13 protein-coding genes and 2 pseudogenes are annotated in these 15,261 nt (G+C 60.2%); 5 read left to right on the forward strand and 10 right to left on the reverse strand.

The features are described 5' to 3' along the window. Nucleotides 1–35: 35 nt before the first annotated feature. From ORL50_RS04795 to ORL50_RS04820, 6 genes are all read right to left on the reverse strand, one after another. Nucleotides 36–2,465 carry a TonB-dependent siderophore receptor gene (locus tag ORL50_RS04795; protein ID WP_266010540.1) on the reverse strand — a complete coding sequence of 810 codons (2,430 nt, stop codon included), beginning with the start codon at nucleotides 2,463–2,465 and terminating at the stop codon, nucleotides 36–38. A 198-nt stretch (nucleotides 2,466–2,663) separates the two neighbouring features. Further along, entirely contained in the window at nucleotides 2,664–3,653 is a 990-nt protein-coding gene (locus ORL50_RS04800; RefSeq protein ID WP_266010542.1) for a FecR family protein, read from the reverse strand. Then, nucleotides 3,650–4,213 carry an RNA polymerase sigma factor gene (locus ORL50_RS04805; RefSeq protein WP_266010544.1) on the reverse strand — a complete coding sequence of 188 codons (564 nt, stop codon included), beginning with the start codon at nucleotides 4,211–4,213 and terminating at the stop codon, nucleotides 3,650–3,652. Before ORL50_RS04805 ends, ORL50_RS04800 begins: the two co-directional genes overlap by 4 nt. Nucleotides 4,214–4,220: 7 nt before the next feature. Next, nucleotides 4,221–4,544, reverse strand: coding sequence for a DUF3325 domain-containing protein (locus ORL50_RS04810; protein WP_266010546.1), 324 nt, complete (start codon nucleotides 4,542–4,544; stop codon nucleotides 4,221–4,223). Further along, nucleotides 4,545–6,125: a PepSY-associated TM helix domain-containing protein gene (locus ORL50_RS04815; RefSeq protein WP_266010548.1), complete on the reverse strand. Its 1,581-nt coding sequence runs from the start codon at nucleotides 6,123–6,125 to the stop codon at nucleotides 4,545–4,547. Beyond that, entirely contained in the window at nucleotides 6,122–6,427 is a 306-nt protein-coding gene (locus ORL50_RS04820) for a DUF3649 domain-containing protein (RefSeq protein ID WP_266010550.1), read from the reverse strand. Before ORL50_RS04820 ends, ORL50_RS04815 begins: the two co-directional genes overlap by 4 nt. Nucleotides 6,428–6,522: 95 nt before the next feature. Here ORL50_RS04820 and ORL50_RS04825 point away from each other — a divergent pair. Beyond that, nucleotides 6,523–6,784: pseudogene (locus ORL50_RS04825) on the forward strand (hypothetical protein); the annotation flags it as partial. 88 nt (nucleotides 6,785–6,872) lie between these two features. Here the strand turns inward: ORL50_RS04825 and ORL50_RS04830 are convergent. After that, entirely contained in the window at nucleotides 6,873–7,280 is a 408-nt protein-coding gene (locus ORL50_RS04830; RefSeq protein WP_149657528.1) for an HPF/RaiA family ribosome-associated protein, read from the reverse strand. A 214-nt stretch (nucleotides 7,281–7,494) separates the two neighbouring features. After that, entirely contained in the window at nucleotides 7,495–8,442 is a 948-nt protein-coding gene (locus ORL50_RS04835) for a LysR substrate-binding domain-containing protein (protein WP_266010555.1), read from the reverse strand. A gap of 135 nt (nucleotides 8,443–8,577) precedes the next feature. Here ORL50_RS04835 and ORL50_RS04840 point away from each other — a divergent pair, with 135 nt between their 5' ends. The 3 genes from ORL50_RS04840 (at nucleotide 8,578) to ORL50_RS04850 (ending at nucleotide 11,965) form a co-directional block, all read left to right on the forward strand. Further along, on the forward strand, nucleotides 8,578–9,954 hold the full coding sequence (locus ORL50_RS04840; RefSeq protein ID WP_266010557.1) for an L-serine ammonia-lyase: 1,377 nt from the start codon (nucleotides 8,578–8,580) through the stop codon (nucleotides 9,952–9,954). A 63-nt stretch (nucleotides 9,955–10,017) separates the two neighbouring features. Beyond that, a complete protein-coding gene (locus ORL50_RS04845) occupies nucleotides 10,018–11,319 on the forward strand; it encodes a serine/threonine transporter (protein WP_266010559.1) in 1,302 nt (433 codons plus the stop codon). 328 nt (nucleotides 11,320–11,647) lie between these two features. Continuing rightward, on the forward strand, nucleotides 11,648–11,965 hold the full coding sequence (locus ORL50_RS04850) for a DUF3509 domain-containing protein (RefSeq protein ID WP_266010561.1): 318 nt from the start codon (nucleotides 11,648–11,650) through the stop codon (nucleotides 11,963–11,965). Here the strand turns inward: ORL50_RS04850 and ORL50_RS04855 are convergent. Continuing rightward, nucleotides 11,962–12,462, reverse strand: coding sequence for a phosphate-starvation-inducible protein PsiE (locus ORL50_RS04855; RefSeq protein ID WP_266010563.1), 501 nt, complete (start codon nucleotides 12,460–12,462; stop codon nucleotides 11,962–11,964). The two genes, ORL50_RS04850 and ORL50_RS04855, sit on opposite strands and share 4 nt — an antisense overlap. 1,257 nt (nucleotides 12,463–13,719) lie before the next feature. Between ORL50_RS04855 and ORL50_RS04860 the strand changes: the two are divergent. Next, nucleotides 13,720–13,974, forward strand: a pseudogene (locus ORL50_RS04860) (YebG family protein); the annotation flags it as partial. A 169-nt stretch (nucleotides 13,975–14,143) separates the two neighbouring features. Here the strand turns inward: ORL50_RS04860 and ORL50_RS04865 are convergent. Then, nucleotides 14,144–15,163, reverse strand: a complete 1,020-nt coding sequence (locus tag ORL50_RS04865; protein ID WP_266010565.1) for a Glu/Leu/Phe/Val dehydrogenase family protein — start codon at nucleotides 15,161–15,163, stop codon at nucleotides 14,144–14,146. Nucleotides 15,164–15,261: the final 98 nt, after the last annotated feature.

Here is a 15,261-nt window from a genome sequence, read left to right on the forward strand (position 1 = left end):
AGCCTGCTCGCGATGAACGATGACGCGGTGTACCGTCAGAACTCCAACGTACTCGACAATGTCACCTGCCGCGAATCCCCCATCGACACGAAGAACCGGCTCGCTGCCGACGTGTAGTACGTGCGATCAAACAGGTTTTTCACGTTGAGCTGAAACTTGACCGTCTGGCCCTCGACCTTGGTGTCATAGGTGGCAAACGCATCAGCTACCGTGTAGCTCGGCAGGTCAAAATCATTCACGGCGTTACCCGCCCTCTCCCCCACGTAGCGAGCGCCAGCGCCCACCCGCAGCTGGTCACCACCGATAATGTTGCCAAAGTCATACACCGCCGACAGCGAGCCACTGTTCTTCGCCACATTTTGCAGCTTCTTGCCCTTGTAGGTCGGGTCTTCGGTGACCTCGGCGTCGGTATACGCATAGCTGCCGATCATGCTCCAGCGCTCGCTGAGCTGACCGCTCAAATCCATTTCCAGGCCCCGGGAACGTACTTCGCCTGCGGCACTGTAGATCGTCACCGGCCCCTCGGAATTGGCGACCAGCACATTGCGTTTCTTGATGTCGAACAAGGCGATGTTGCCGGTGACGCGTCCTGGCAGATCCAGCTTGGCCCCGACTTCCCACGACTTGGCCTCCTCTGGGGCGATGCTGCCATCGAGCACCGTGCTGCTGCCGCTCAGCGGCGCAATGGTCGAGTTGGGTTTGAACGACTCGGTGTAGCTGCCGTAGAACGACAGGGCGTCGGTATAGCGATACACCAGTCCGGCGCGCGGCACCCACTTCTGGCCATTGCTGTCGGTGTTGACCTGGAACGGTACGCCTTTGCCCGCGTACTGGTCGTACTCCTGGAATCGCGCGCCGCCGACCAGAATCCATTGATCGGTCAGGTGAATCGAGTCCTGCAGGAACAGCGAATCGCTGCGCAGGATGTCGGTCTGCGCGCTGTCTGCCGGGCTGACCGTGGTGCCTTCCACCTCGCGACCGTACACCGGATTGGTATAGCTGAAGCTGCTCAGGCTTTTCTGGCGGATCAGGTCGGCGCGGTAGATCTTGCGGTACTCGTCGTCGATACCGATCACCAGGTCATGCTGCATGCCCGCCACATCGACCTGGCCTTCCAGGCTGGCCGTGGTGAAGCGGTCGGTGCTGATTGCGTTGTGCGTGCCATCCATGCTGCGAGTCAGCCTGCCCGTGCTGGTATCGATGGCCGTGACGCGCACCTGGCTGGCATCGTAGGTCTCGCGGTTCCAGCTGTAGCCGAAATGAGCTTTCCAGTTGTCGTTGAGCTGGTGATCGGCCTCGACATGATAGAGGTCGGACCGCCCCTCCATGTCGTTGAACGGTTCGTCGAGACGCCGCTCGCGGGAGATATCCAGCGGGTGATTGTCCCGGGGATCGATCACGGTGCCGCGGTCGAAGGGGGTGAGGAATTCACGGTGCTCATAGGCCAACAACAATGTAGTGCCGTCGCCGAACCAGGCCAGGGACGGCGCAACCAGGGTTTCGCGACGCACGCCATAGTTGCGCCAGTAATCTTCGTCATCGTGGTCCAGCACCATGCGATAGGCCAACCCGGAATCACCCAGGGCGCCGGTGCTGTCGAGGCCGCCGCCACTGCCATTCTTGCCGTTGCCGTAGGTCGAGCCACGCAAGGTCAAGGCGTTGTACTGCTCAAGCTCGGGTTTCTTGCTGACCATATTGACCACACCGCCAGGGTCCTGAATGCCGTACAGCAACGAAGCCGGACCCTTGAGCACTTCGACCCGATCCACCGTGGCATTCAGCCCCCTGCCCTGGATCAGCGGCATGCCGTCGCGCATGATCGAGCCATTGCGGTTGTCGCCGAAGCCGCGGGTCATTACCGAGTCCTGGGTGCTGCCCAACGTGTTGCCTTGAGTAATGCCACTGACATTGGCCAGTGCGTCATCCAGATTGCGCGGCGCCTGGTCGCGAATGACCTGGGCCGGGATTACATTGACGGTCTGCGGGATTTCCTGGAGCAACGCCTGCGAGCGCATCACCGAGCTCGTGGGGGGCGGCTGGTAGCTGGTGGATTGCTCCATGACCGAGGTGATGGTGGTCGCGCCCAGGTTCAAGGCACCCTGGGTTGGCAAAGGCTGCAGTGCCAGGGTGTGAGCATCGGTGCGGTGGAAGGTCAATCCAGAACCGCCGAGCAAGCGCTGCAGCGCCTGCTCGGCACTCATCTGCCCGCTGACCGCCGGGGCGGTGATACCGTAGGGCGCTTCGTCGGTGTAGACCACACTGAGTCCGGTAACCCGGCTGAAGTCGCTCAAGGCCTGGGGCAGCGGTTTGGCGGCCAGGGCGAAATTGAACTGGGTGTGTTGCTGGGTCACGCCGGCCTCGGCAGCCAGGGCAATGCCCGACGGCAGCAAAGCCGACGCGGTAATGCCCAGTGCGGATGCACTCAACCACTGTTTGACCGAAACCAATTTTGCCCTGGACTTCATTGCTCATGACCTGTGTAGAACCGCAACGGATGCGAATGACTCGCAGTTTCAGTCACTACACGGATGGCGCGAGGTTTTACCTCACTTCAAATTTGAATTATTTTCAGAGGATCTAAAGATCGCAGCCTTCGGCAGCGCCTACAGAAGATCGCGTGTCCCTGTAGGAGCTGCCGAAGGCTGCGATCTTTTGATCTTGCGCTAGCGCAAAAAGATCAGATGCCCGAAGACTTGGGTCTGCTCAAACCCCAACACCCCCTGCAGCGAACTCAATACCGCCTGCGGATCCTTGCTCGGGAAGCTGCCACTGACCCGGCGCGTCGCCAGTTCATCGTTGAGCAATACGATGCGCCCTGGGTAATAACGCCCCAGATCCTTCACTACGTCCGCCAGTGGCGTCCTGTAGTAATTGAGCCAACCCTGGCGCCAGGCCAGCTGCGCTTCACTGTCCACCCCACGAACTTTCTGCGCCGAGCCAGCGCCATAACTGACCTGCTCGCCCGCACCGAGAATCTGCTGTGCAGCCTGCTGGCGCGCCGTGACACCGACCCGTCCGGACAGCACCGTCACCTGCGCGCCAGCCGGTTGCAGACGTACCTCGAACTGCGTGCCCAGGACCCGCGCCTGGCCTTGGTTCGCGTCGACGATAAAAGGCTCGCCGGTATGGACGACGCTGAAAAACCCGGCGCCGCGGCGCAATTGCACATGCCGTTCACCACCGCTGAAATTCACCGCAATGGCGCTGTCCGCATCCAGCGTTACCTGGGATTGATCAGCCAACGTCACCGTGCGAATTTCCCCTGGAGCCGAGACGTAGTCCGCTCCCAGGTCATCCACCCAGCGCATAGGCTGCCATCCAGCCCCCATGCCGATCATCAACAACAGGCAAGCCGCCATTGCCAATCCGCCAGCCCAGCGCCGCACACGGTACTGGCGGGAACGATCCATTGAGTTGAGGTAACCCTGCAAGGCAAGCGCATCTTCGCTTGCCAGCGTGCGTGCCGGTGCTTCGCTCAGTTCCCACACCACTTGAGCCTGGGCGTAGGCCTCGGCGTGGGCGGGATCGGCCTGCAGCCAGCGGCTGAAGGTCACTTGATCGCCGCTGCTGGGCTGGTCGTGCAGCAGGCTCAGCCAGGCGTAGGCGGCCTGTTCCTGGGCCGGCGTCGGAATGATTCGTTCAACGTGATTCACGGTGCTTTCCCTGGCGTGCGCGGTTTGGTTTCCAGGCTGGCCTTGCAGGCTTCGAGGGCGCGCATCATATGTTTTTCCACGGCACTCTGGGACAAGCCCATGGCCTTGGCGATCTGCGCGTATTTGCGCCCGTGGATGCGATTGAGCAGAAAAATCTGCCGAGTGCGCTCGGGCAACGCACGCAACGCCGCCTCGACATGTCGCAAATCATTGCCGGCCTGCAGCGCAGCCTCGGGTTCGCTGCCGTGGCTGTCCGGCTGGTCGGGCAGCCAACCCTCGTTGCCCCGCACCCGCGCTCCTTCGCTGCGCAAATGGTCAATGGCAATGTTGCCGGCACAGCGCAGCAGGTAGGTACTCAGTTCCTCGACCTGCACCAATGGTCGCCGCCAGAATCGCAGGAACAAATCCTGCACCAGATCGGCCGCCGTCGCCCGACAGCCAACCCGACGACTGACCAGCGCTTCCATCTGCGAGCGCTGGGACAGGAACACCTGCAGGAAATGCGCACGCCCCCCGCCTTGTTGTTCGTCTTCACTGGATTCAGGCGGGTGGCTGATCATCGAATCATTACTGCGCGAGTGCGGCGACGGGGCTGGCGAGCAGGCTCAGGCCGGCGAGCGCCAACACCAGGCGCGGGCGGTAAGGCAACACCAGCACCAACAACAAGGCACTGAGCATCAGCACCGCGCACCACTCGACCAGGCCCAGTCCCCACCCGATTCGGGCCACCAGTAACCAGGGCGAAACCGCCAGCAACGCCCAGCCAGCCAGTTTCAAGAATTTGCGCCGACCAGCCGTGGGCTTGTGGCCGAGCAGTTCGACGTGATGCCGATCCATCGACAGACAAAGCGCGGTAAAACCGCTGTAGCAGAGCAACAGGGCAAGCAGCATTCAGTTAGCCTCCCGCTCTGGAGTGACGGCACGTGCACGTTGACGCGGGGCCCTGGCAACCTCGCCGCCGCGGCGCATTCTCCACGCCGCCCACGCCAGGAACAGGCCGCTGCCCAGGCAGGCCAAGTCAAATCCGGCCATCGCCCAATCACCTTGGCTCAAGGTCGCCAGCAAGTGATGCGCAGTGGTCAGCGCATTGAGCAATGGAATGCCGCAGAACAGCAGTGCGGCCAGAATCAGCTGCTCAACCCAGGCGGTGCGCCCAGGTCGGATCACGGCGTGCACCACACTCAGGCCCCAGACGATGAAGAAGCAGTTGACCTCCCAGTCTGCCCGGGCAGCCATCTCCACCGGCAACAGGCGATTGGCCCAGAAGAACGCCGCCACGGCGCCCGTCAACCCGGCCATGCTGGCGATGTTAAGGACTTCCACCAGGCGTAATTCGAACGGCATGACGCCACTTTTCGCATGCTTGAGTTGGCGCTTGCCCAGCCAGATCACCAGCCCGGTGCCAATCACCGCCGTGCTCGCCAAGCCGCAGATAAAGTACAACCAACGCAACACCGGGCCGGCAAAACGGCCCATGTGCAGGCCATAAAAACTGCCAGCGACGGCCATCGCCACCGGTTGCCCAGGTGTGGCACTGAGCAGTTGCCCGCTGACGCCATTGAACGTCACGGCGCTGCTCACGTCGTGAACCACCCGATCGGCACCGTCGCGTACCAACACTACCGAAGCATTGGCGTCGCCCGGATTGTTCACCGTCAGGCGCGCCACGCGCCCACCCGACCACTGCTCCCGCGCCCGCTCCAGCAACGGCGCCATCGCAGCCAACTGACCGGGGCGGCCAGCGAGCTCGGGCGTGCTGGACGCAGGAAATACCTCATCGTAGAACGCCCGCACATCACCGTTATAGGAAGCGAGGATGCTCGCTGGCATGACCATCGCCATGAAAATCACCAGGCTGCTGTAGCTGATCATCAAGTGGAAAGGCAGTACCAGGACGCCCACTGCGTTGTGGCCATCCAGCCACGAACGCTGGCCCTTGCGCGGGCGAAAGGTGAAGAAGTCCTTGAAGATTTTCTTGTGCGTGATGATGCCGGTGATCAGGCCGATGAACATCACCATGGCCGCGATCGTCGACAACCAGCGGCCCCACGGATGGGGCATCTGCAGCTGGAAATGGAAGCGATAGAAGAAGTCGCCGCCCCTGGTTTGCCGTTCCTGCACTTCGCTGCCGGACTGCGGGTCGAGGGTTTTTTCAGTGAACTGACCACGCTCGCCGCGTTTGGCGGGCGACTGTTGCCAACGCACCGTCAGCGCTGGCTGCCGGGCGCTCGGCAGGTCGATCAGCCAGCGCGAAGCACCGGGTGCGTGTTGCTGCAGGTATTGCTGGGCGAGGTCGAGGCTGTGTTCGGATGAGACCGATCGCGCCGGAATCTCCGGCTGCATCCAGTGACTGATCTCGTCATTGAAGTAAGCAAGCGTGCCCGTCAGGAAAATAGCGAACAGCAGCCAGCCGAAGAGCAAACCGGTCCAGGTATGGACCCAAGCCATCGCCTGACGAAATCCCTCCTTCATGCGTGCCCCATCCAGTAAGCCACCCCAGCGACTGCCGCCAGCACCAGGGCCGGAACCATCAAGCCGAACCAGGCCTGCCACGCACTGCGGCAGGCGAAGCACCACAGCACGGCACACAGGTAGACCAGAAACGAGGTCATCATCCCGGTCACCACCGCTTCGGCGCGCGGCATCGGCAGCCAGAGCGTCAGGCTGACACTGGCCAAAGCGGCAACCACGTATCCGCCCACCACGGCGGCAAGCACCCGCGAAGTGACCGCCAGTCGATAGGAAACGGGGAGCGTGCTGGTTTTGACTTTCATGTTTCGGCCTTGAAACAAGTGGAGCTGCGCGATAGTCACGCGGCTGAGCAGGCGGCAATAATAATGATAAATATTCTCATATGCAAAAAAGTTCGAGGATGCTGCTGGACTTGCGAGATCAATGGCATCAGGGAGGCTGGAGGCCAATAAGACTTGATCGCTTCCCATCGTTCGCCGATACACCTGAATGGCGCGCCAGACTGCACAACGTGAACAAGGGGGGGAACTGCCTATTGGCGGGCTGAAGACAAGTATCAGGTGTTATTGGGGGTCAATCGGTTCCAGGACGATAAGCGCCCGACAGAAGAGCGCTACCTCATCACGTTGCAATTGGCTACTCCATGGGGGGAGCCATGATGCCGTGTAGGTGATGGCACACCACAAATAAAAACGGGCCTGCATCAGCAGGCCCGTTGTCGTTGGCAAGAAAAGATCACATCAGGCTTCAGCCGTTTTGCGCGGCCTGTTCATTTTCAAGAAACTCGTCTTCGAGCAGCGCATCAGCCGCGACTCTTTCGAACGGCACGATCGCGGCACGTGGTTTGCCCCGCAGTTTGCCGAACAGGTGCTCCAGCGCATGTTCGAGTTTTTCCGCCGCACCGTCGATCGCTTGCTCCAGGGTGTCGGCTTTATGGGTCACGGAAATCGGTTGATGGCCTTTTGGCCGCGCTTCCAGCTGGCAGCGCATATCGTGGGGACCAGGCTTGTCGCCGTTCTCGTCCCGCAGATGAACCTCGACGCGTGTCAGGTCCTCTTCATAACGTTCGAGCGTGCTCTCAATGGTAGTACGTACCCACTCCTCCAGTCGGATGCTGCTTTGAATATGGTTATCACTGTTGACTTGGATTTGCATAGTTCATCCCTTATTTCAGCTAGCTCGCGAGAGGCCCTTCGGCTGGCCCTTGGGCGTCATCACCGTGACCTCTTACTTACACAATCGGTCTGCTCGCAGAACATTTCAACCCCTAAAAAAAGATAAATATGTATTCGCAAAAAAAGCCGGACAACCGCGAAAAGCACTGTTAAGGTCGGGAGTTGGGTAGACACTGTTCAACTACCCAGGCCGCTCACATCTGCCGCTCGCCCAGCGGGTGCAGGCTCCGAAAGATCCCCGCCTCCTCCACCAGCCAGTCATGCACCGCCCTGACGCCCGGATGACTTAGCGCCCCCGGCGCATAGAGCAGCACGTAGCGTTTGTGATTGGGCACGGCCAGGCCGAATGGCACGATCAGGGTCCCGCGCTCCAGTTCGTCATTGAGCAAGGTGCGCCGCGCAATCGCCACGCCCATGCCGGCTATTGCCGCTTCGATGGTCAGGTGATTGCGATTGAAGGTATGCCCGCGCCGCACGTCCGCGCCTTCAAAGCCGATGGCATTCAGGTAAAACTCCCACTCAGCATACTCATAGCTGCCGCGCCAGGCGGTGATGTCGTGCAGCAGTGGAAAGTGCAGCAGGTCTGCCGGCCCGTGCAGCGGTGGACGACCGCGCAACAGGCTCGGCGAACAGACCGGGAAAATCTGTTCGTCCAGCAGGGTTGTGGATAACAGCCCTGGATAACTGCCGTCGTTAAGGTCGATCGCCAGGTCGAAGTCACCTTCGTGCAAGGGCACGCTGCTGTCCTCGGCCACCAGCCGCAGCTGGATGTCCGGAAAGCGTTGCTGCAGGCGCGGCAGACGCGGAGTCAGCCATTTGCTGAGGAACGATGGAATCGAACGTACCCGCAGGATTCCACTGATCATTCCCGCGTCCAGTCGTCGCAATTCCGCATCGATGCTGCCGTAGGCTTCATTAACGGTAATGGCCAATCGCTGGCCTTCAGCACTCAATTCCACTCCACGGGCACGCCGGTGAAACAGACGGAAACCTAGGCGCTCTTCCAGTTGGCGAATCTGCTGGCTGACTGCACCCGGCGTGATGTGTAGCTCTTCGGCACATCGGGTAAACGACAGGTGCCGCGCGGCACAGGAAAACACGTGCAGCCAGACATAAGTCTGGGCATGCAATTGACGGCTCATCGTTTAGTCCTGCTAAAGGCTTGAGTAGGAAATTTCGTTGGTCACGTAGGACCGAGGTGGGCAGTATCGCCGACATTGCGCTTGTCCTACAAAAATGGCAGCGATTTCTCTCCCATTGCTTGTATAGGCTTTAGCATGGCTATCAGTGTTTTCGATCTTTTCAAAGTCGGCATCGGCCCGTCCAGCTCCCACACCGTCGGCCCCATGCGCGCCGCAGCGACTTTCGCCCAGGCGCTTAAGGAGCAGAATCTGCTCGACGCCGTTCGTCGAGTGGAAATCCGCCTGTACGGCTCCCTGTCGGCCACCGGCGTTGGTCACGCCACCGACCGCGCCTGTGTGATGGGGCTAATGGGCGAGTGGCCAGACAGCATCGACCCGACCTGCATCGAAGAGCGGATCAACACGCTGTTGAAAACCCGCGAACTGAAACTGGCCGGGGAAAACACGATCGCCTTCAACTGGCAAACCGACCTGTTGCTACTCGACGAGAGCCTGCCCTACCACCCCAATGCGATGTCTCTGACGGCCTTTGGTGAAACCGGAGAGCTGGCCGAGCAGACGTATTACTCGATCGGCGGCGGATTCATCATCGAGGCAGCCGAGGCCGAGTCTGGCATTGCTCCGTCCAGTGACGTCGTGCTGCCGTATGATTTTTCCAGCGCCGCCGAATTGCTCAAGTTGTGTAACCAGAACGGCCTGCGGGTTTCCGAGCTGATGATGGCCAATGAACTGGCCTGGCGCAGCGAAACCGAGATTCGCCAGGGCCTGTTGCACATCTGGTCGGTGATGCGCGAGTGCGTAGAGCAAGGCCTGCGTCATGAGGGGATTCTGCCCGGCGGTTTGAATGTGCCGCGTCGAGCGGCGAAGCTGCACCGCGCCTTGCTGGAAATCGGTAAGCCTAACGTCATCACCTCCACCCTGTCGGCCATGGAATGGGTCAACCTGTTCGCCCTCGCCGTCAACGAAGAAAACGCCGCCGGCGGGCGCATGGTCACGGCACCCACCAACGGCGCGGCCGGGATTATTCCAGCGGTGCTGCACTACTACATGAAATTCAATCCGGATGCTTCGGATGACGACGTGGTCGCCTTCTTCCTCGGCGCCGCAGCGGTGGGCATTCTGTGCAAAAAGAATGCGTCGATATCCGGTGCCGAAGTCGGCTGCCAGGGCGAGGTCGGATCCGCCTGCGCGATGGCCGCTGCGGGCTTGGCGGACGTGCTTGGCGCCACGCCAGAGCAATTGGAAAACGCTGCGGAAATCGGCCTGGAACACAACCTCGGGCTGACCTGCGACCCGGTCGGCGGGCTGGTGCAGGTGCCCTGCATCGAACGCAACGCAATCGCTGCCGTGAAAGCGATCAACGCCACGCAAATGGCCTTGCGCGGTGACGGCAAACACTTCATTTCCCTCGACCGGGTCATCCGCACCATGCGCGATACCGGCGCCGACATGCACGACAAATATAAAGAGACTTCACGGGGCGGCCTGGCCGTGAGCTGGGTGGAGTGCTGAGGAGCATTCCCTGACCGCCCGTACCACGTGAGCCCGAGCAAGAACAATAACGAGGCCAATACGATGACCGATGTACGTACACCTGCTGCCGAAAATCCTGCTGTAGAAGCACCACGCGACACCGCCACAGTCAGCAAAGGCTGGAGTAAACACGACACCACCTGGATGCTCGGCCTCTACGGCACGGCAATCGGCGCCGGAACGCTGTTCCTGCCGATCAACGCCGGGGTCGGCGGTTTTTGGCCCCTGCTGATCCTCGCAGTGCTGGCCTTCCCGATGACCTTCTTTGCCCACCGCGGCCTGACACGCTTCGTGCTGTCCGGTCGCTCTGGCGATATCACCGAGGTAGTGGAAGAACACTTCGGCATCGGCGCCGGCAAGCTGATCACCTTGCTGTACTTCTTCGCGATTTTCCCAATTCTGCTGGTGTACAGCGTCGCGCTGACCAACACCCTGAGCAGCTTCATGGAACACCAGCTGCACATCGCTCCGCCGCCTCGGGCCATTTTGTCGCTGGGGTTGATCCTCGGCCTGATGGCCATTGTCCGCTGCGGCCAGGGCGTGATCGTCAAATGCATGAGCGTGCTGGTCTACCCGTTCGTCGCCGCATTGCTGCTGCTCGGCATCAGCCTGATCCCGAACTGGAACGGCGCCTTCTTCGCCACCGCCAGTGAAGGCATGCCGCTGCCACTGTTCTTCAAGACCTTGTGGCTGGCGATCCCGGTGATGGTGTTCTCGTTCAACCATTCGCCGATCATCTCGGCCTTTGCGGTCGATCAGAAACAGCGCTACGGCGAACAGGCCGAAGCCAAGAGCAGCGGCATTCTAGCCATCGCCCACGCAATGATGGTGGTGACGGTGATGTTCTTCTGCTTCAGCTGCGTGCTGGCGTTGTCCCCTGCGGACCTGGCCGCGGCGAAAGCGCAGAACATCTCGATCCTGTCCTACCTGGCCAACCATTTCCAGACCCCGGTCATCGCCTACGCTGCACCGCTGATTGCATTGGTGGCGATCACCAAATCCTTCCTCGGTCATTACATCGGCGCCAGCGAAGGCTTCCAGGGCCTGATCGTGAAAAGCCTGCGCGGCCGCGGCAAGGTGATGTCCAGCAGTTGGCTGAACCGTGCGACGGCGCTGTTCATGATCCTCAGCTGCTGGGCGGTGGCGACGTTTAATCCGAGCATTCTCGGGATGATCGAAACCCTCGGCGGGCCGGTCATCGCCTGTCTGTTGTTCCTGATGCCGATGTACGCCATCCGCCGCGTACCGGCCTTGCGCCAGTATTCGGGTCAGGCTTCGAATGTGTTCGTGGTGTTGATCGGCTTGATTGCACTGTCTGCGATCATTTATTCATTCCTGCCCTGAATCGGGCAGGTTAAGCACACCTGACACACTACTTGTAGCAGCTGGCGAAGCCTGCGTTCGGCGGCGAAGCCGTCGTGAAATCGGACAACGCGGTTTTCAGTTAAACCGCGAGTTCAGGATTTACGACGGCTTCGCCGCCGAACGCAGGCTGCTACAGGTGTTTTGCGGTGCAATTGAGGGGATGTGATTATTGTTCGACAATCGTTCCGGCATGTCCCTTGCTATATCCCTATTGACACGGCGAGCGGCCTGCCAATGGTCCGGTAATGCGAACCAACCCGATCATGGCCGGTCAACAATTGCACGTTCAATCAGGCGGTGACGCATCATGGACAATCCTTTTCAGCTCATTACCGATGCCTTTGCGCCGGATTACCAGATCAACCTGAGTATTCAGGGACTCGACGGCAGCATCATGCTCACCCTGTCCAACAGCGGACGAGTAGTGGCCAAGCGGATGATCAGTGCCGAACAGCGCAATGACCCCAAGCGCCTCAAGCGCCTGGTGCAAAGTATTCAGTTCGGTATTGCCATCGAACAGGGCCACAGCGCGGTCGCCATTCTCGAAGCCATGACCGATGGCGACAACCGGACGCTGCCACCACCGCCGGCCACGGGCTTGCCGCGCCCGGCGATGGGGCTTTAGAGCTCGCCCTTCTCTACTTCGGGATGCTCGCTCGAACCCGCGCCAACCTTGCGCTGCGGGTGCTCGATTTTCACCGAAGGGAATTGTGACGAGGCGTACCGCACCACCAGAATCGCGAACGCCAGCAACAGGATGCCGCCGCACAGGTAGATGATGCCGACGTCCGGCGGGTTGTGGTGCGAGACGTTGGAGATCAGCAGCCGGGTCAGTGCGGTGATGGCCACGTAGATCAGGAAGCGCACTGGCATGTGGTTGGTCTTGAAGTAAATCCCGACCATTGCGCCCAGTTCCAGGTAGATGAACAGCAGCAGGATGTCATCGATCTTGATGTGTCCCTTATCCAGCATCCCCAGGAACTCCATCACCGCTGCCCAGGCAGTCACCGCTCCGATGGCGAACAAAGCCAGGTAGTGGAAGCTTTCGACGAACAGGTTGCCCAGGGATTCGGCGAGTTGATGCACGTTCTGCCGCAATTTCTCGGCCCAGTTGATTTTCACGGTGATTCTTCCTTAGGTCGACTTGACCGGATGATGCGGGTTTGACGTGACGGTTGTTTGGCATGCAGAAAAAAGGCCAGGGGTTGGGAGGTGAGATGGTGGCTGGGTGATGTGAGGCACTTTGGGGTTTTGAAGGCCGGGTGCGGGAGCCGATTTCGGAGCTGGTTGTGAAAGTCCATTTGGGAGCCGGTTGTGGGAGCAAAGCTTGCTCGCGATGGCGGTTTCGCGGTGTACATATCCGTTTCTGCGGTCACGGCTTCAATTGGTTCCGCCCTTACGGCGGGTTACTTTGAAAAGCGCAAAGTAACCAAACGCTTCTTGCCCTACCACTCGGCACCTCGCCTAGGCTCGGTGTGCCCTCACTCCGGCATTGCTCCGCGGGTCGCCGCGATGGGCCATCCCTGGCCCAGCGCGGCTAAACCGGCATCCTTGCCGGTTTACCCGCTACGCAATGCCTGCGTTCGGCCAGCGTGGTTAATGGGCGTCCGTGATCACAAACCGGGCCGTGGCGGCCTTCGGGCCGACCAAGGCGTCAAGCCGGCGCGCTGCGCTGGTTTGATCGTGCCTGTCCTCTCGCATTGCCGCCCCCCCTCTGTAGGAGCGAGCCTGCTCGCGATGGACGTGAACGATTACGCGTACTTATTAAATAAAACACGACTTACTGTAGGAGCCCGGCTTGCCGGCGATGGCTTCCGCGAGATCGCCATCGCCGGCAAGCCGGGCTCCTACAGGGGATTTTGGTTGTGCCAAATATGTGCGTATACGTAACTCCGCCGATGCAAAGCCGAACTAGCCGTCAGGTCGGCTTTCAGGCCGCCTCGGCCCGGTTGTTGATCGCGGACGCCCGTTAACCACGATGGCCGAACGCAGGTATTGCGTAGCGGGTAAACCGGCAAGGATGCCGGTTTAGCTGCGCTGGGCCAGGGATGGCCCATCGCAGCGACCCGCGGAGCAATGCCTGCGTTCGGGCACACCGAGCCTAGGCGAGGTGCCAAGTGGTGGGGCAAAGACCTTTTGGTTACTTTTGGGGCGTTTGCCAAAAGTGACCCGCCGTAAGGGCGGAACCAATAGCCGCCATGACCACAGAAACGGATATGTACACGGTCACAAATCACTACCGTCAGCCCGCGACCCCCAATTTTCGGTCTACATTGAAAAGCCACTACCCAAAGCGCAAGGATTCGCTTATCCTTTTCGCTGTATATAAATACAGTGGTCGAATACGACAACTTAATGTGAAGGCATGTGAGGTGGTGAATGGCCGTCGAAGTGGTATACCGCAGCAGCCGAGATCTGGAGCGCTTGTTCATGGATAAAGCCGAAGCTGACCGTCATGACAAAATGCTCGAACTCGCCGAATTGCTGGCGGAAGTGTTGCAAAAAGCCGTTCCGTCCCTGACAGAACAGCAAGTGGAAGAAGCCGGGATCTACATGGCGAAGAACCGCGACGTGTTCGCCAAGGCGTTCAAGAGCCAACCGGACGCCCTGTCCGAATTGTTGAGTGCACCTGCCGAAGTAGTTGCCCCTGTTGTTGCGCCTGTTGAAGCGCCGCAAGCACCTGACGCAGCTGAACCCGTGGCACCCGCCAAACCTGCCAAGGCGGCAAAGGCACCGAAGTAATCAACACCCGAATTGAACAAGCCCTGAATCCAGCGACTCAGGGTCTTTTTCAGGCTCGGCATCAGCGATACAACACCCGCTCCGCCAACTCATCCGCTACCCGCGCCGGCGAACGTTTTTCCGCTTGGGCATGGGCGAATACCTCGGTCAACCGGGAGCTGATTTTCGACAGGTGTGCGGTAATGGTGCTCAGCTCTTCGCCACGATGCTTTAGCGAAACATAAATCAACCCGCCCGCGTTGATCACATAATCCGGCGCATACAAAATCCCCCGGCGCTCGAGCAAATCGGCGACTTCCACATGAGTCAGCTGATTGTTCGCCGACCCCGCCACTGCCGAACAGCGCAATTGAGACACACTGTTGCTGTTAAGAACTCCACCCAGCCCGCACGGCGCGAGTATGTCGCAAGGTGTGCTGAGCAATGCATCGTTGGCGATGGGATGAGCACCCAGCTGCTCCATCGCCAGTTGCACCTTGCCATGATCGATGTCGCTCACCAGCAATTCCGCGCCCGCTGCATGCAGTTGTTCCGCCAACGCGTAGCCGACGTTTCCCAAGCCTTGGATGGCCACGCGCAGACCTTCAAGATTGTCGCTGCCCAGGCGTGCCATTGCCGTACTGCGAATGCCGGCAAACACGCCCATGGCTGCGTGCGGCGCGGGGTCGCCCGCCGAGGTGGTGCTGGTGACATGCTGGGTCTGTTGGGCGATGCAATCCATGTCCGCTACTGAAGTACCGCTGTCGATCGCGGTGATGTAGCGCCCGTCGAGTTGATCGATGCAACGACCGAACGCTTCGAACAGCGCGGCACGGTTTTCCACGTGCATCGGCCGGATGATCACGGCGACTCCACCGCCTTGAGCCAGCCCGGCCAACGCCGCTTTGTAGCTCATGCCCTGGGCCAGGCGCACAGCATCTTCGACGGCGGATTCGTCGTCTGGATAGGCAAGGTATCGACACCCGCCCAGTGCTGGGCCCAGGCGGCTGTTATGAATGGCAATCACGGCCTTCAACCCGGTGACCGGGTCGACGCTCAGATGCAGCGATTCAAGGCGATTGCTTTGCATGAGAGCGAACATCGTAAGGCTCCCGAAAATCACTTCTTGTAGTCGCCAGTATAGGCTCGCGCCTGAAATTTGCTGAAGCGCACCGGAATAAAGATCGACCGCGTACAGGC

Origin of the sequence: Pseudomonas sp. RIT-562, from assembly GCF_026241895.1 — a bacterium.
Taxonomy (GTDB): domain Bacteria; phylum Pseudomonadota; class Gammaproteobacteria; order Pseudomonadales; family Pseudomonadaceae; genus Aquipseudomonas; species Aquipseudomonas mandelii_F.

Coding starts and splice junctions, on each gene's coding strand:
- ORL50_RS04795 (WP_266010540.1), bottom strand. CDS start 2,465: ATGAAGTCCAGGGCAAAATTGGTTTCGGTCAAACAGTGGTTGAGTGCA.
- ORL50_RS04805 (WP_266010544.1), bottom strand. CDS start 4,213: ATGATCAGCCACCCGCCTGAATCCAGTGAAGACGAACAACAAGGCGGG.
- ORL50_RS04810 (WP_266010546.1), bottom strand. CDS start 4,544: ATGCTGCTTGCCCTGTTGCTCTGCTACAGCGGTTTTACCGCGCTTTGT.
- ORL50_RS04815 (WP_266010548.1), bottom strand. CDS start 6,125: ATGAAGGAGGGATTTCGTCAGGCGATGGCTTGGGTCCATACCTGGACC.
- ORL50_RS04820 (WP_266010550.1), bottom strand. CDS start 6,427: ATGAAAGTCAAAACCAGCACGCTCCCCGTTTCCTATCGACTGGCGGTC.
- ORL50_RS04830 (WP_149657528.1), bottom strand. CDS start 7,280: ATGCAAATCCAAGTCAACAGTGATAACCATATTCAAAGCAGCATCCGA.
- ORL50_RS04835 (WP_266010555.1), bottom strand. CDS start 8,442: ATGAGCCGTCAATTGCATGCCCAGACTTATGTCTGGCTGCACGTGTTT.
- ORL50_RS04840 (WP_266010557.1), top strand. CDS start 8,578: ATGGCTATCAGTGTTTTCGATCTTTTCAAAGTCGGCATCGGCCCGTCC.
- ORL50_RS04845 (WP_266010559.1), top strand. CDS start 10,018: ATGACCGATGTACGTACACCTGCTGCCGAAAATCCTGCTGTAGAAGCA.
- ORL50_RS04850 (WP_266010561.1), top strand. CDS start 11,648: ATGGACAATCCTTTTCAGCTCATTACCGATGCCTTTGCGCCGGATTAC.
- ORL50_RS04865 (WP_266010565.1), bottom strand. CDS start 15,163: ATGTTCGCTCTCATGCAAAGCAATCGCCTTGAATCGCTGCATCTGAGC.